The 1,306-nt window shown below is 71.0% G+C and carries 1 protein-coding gene and 1 pseudogene; both read right to left on the reverse strand.

What is annotated here, in order from left to right; all coding sequences use genetic code 11:
• Positions 1-70: 70 nt before the first annotated feature.
• Positions 71-640 (reverse strand): annotated as a pseudogene (locus ACWCSD_RS52660) (dihydroxy-acid dehydratase domain-containing protein); the annotation flags it as partial.
• A gap of 85 nt (positions 641-725) precedes the next feature.
• Positions 726-1,306: thioesterase family protein (locus ACWCSD_RS52665; protein ID WP_449927492.1), on the reverse strand; the 581-nt coding region annotated here is incomplete at its 5' end.

Here is a 1,306-nt window from a genome sequence, read left to right on the forward strand (position 1 = left end):
AGCGTGAGCCCGTAGATGCTCAAGGCCTAAGACGATCTCCCCCGGTGGCGCCTGCATCCGAGTGAACCAGGGCTCCGAGAGCGACCAGTATGTTCTCCTCCATCTCCAGCAGCTCGGCGTCGGTCACCGACTCGTCGGCGGCGGCGACCATCGGGTCGACGAGGTCGAGCTTGCGGCCCGGCGTCTTGCCGGCCTCCATGGGGCCGCCGGAGACGAAGATCGTGGGGATGTTCAGCCGGAACGCGGCCAGCAGCATGCCCGGCGTGATCTTGTCGCAGTTGGAGACGCAGATCAGCGCGTCGGCGCAGTGGGCGTTGACCATGTACTCGACGGCGTCGGCGATCAGCTCGCGGGACGGCAGCGAGTAGAGCATGCCGCCGTGGCCCATCGCGATGCCGTCGTCGACGGCGATCGTGTTGAACTCGCGCGGGATCGCCCCCGCCTCGCGGATCGCGGCCGAGACGACGTCGCCGACCTCGCGCAGGTGCACGTGGCCCGGGACGAACTGGGTGAAGCTGTTGGCCACCGCGATGATGGGTTTGCCGAAGTCGCTCCCGGCTACGCCGGTCGCCCGGAGCAGGGCCCGGGCGCCGACCATGTTCCTGCCGTGGGTGACCGTACGTGACCTGAGGGCCGGCATTGTGCTTCTCCCATCATGAGGCGAGTCTTCACATGTTACGGCCACCCGCCCGGCACCTGAGACACGTGTCCACTACCCGGACGGCTCAGTCCGGCAACCGTACGGCCGCGAGCTGGGTCGCCTGGGCCACCAGCCGGCCCTTGGAGTCCCACACGTGGGCCACCTCGTCCATGCGGTCGCCGCCGACGTCCGTGGCCGACAGGCGGACCCTGATCGGGCCGGGGGCGGGCAGCCGGCGGATGTAGGCCGAGAGCTGAATCGTCGGCACCCAGCCGGACAGCCCGAGGTCGAACGAGACCGGCGGCACCGGGTCGAGCGCCACCAGCAGGCTCAGCGGGTCCCAGTCGGAGCCGTCGGCCAGGCGCTGCCAGCTCGCGATCTCGCCCTTCCTGGTCGGCGTCCCGAACGCGAACGCCAGATGCGCCGGATCGACGCGCTCCTCGACCACGGCCATCAGCGGCACGGCGAAGTCCGCGCCGGGCGGGTCGGTGGGCGCGAGGAAGCAGTCCTCCTCGGCCGGCAGCTCGACCGGCGGGAGCGAGGTCCACCAGGGGTCGCCGTCGTCCAGGACGCCGAGCGTGACGTGCGACTCGACGCGCACCCTGCCCTCCTGGGCCAGCGAGACCCGGACCTGGGCCAGGCTCCGGCCGATCCGCAGCGGCTCCA

The organism is Nonomuraea sp. NPDC001684, from assembly GCF_053596515.1.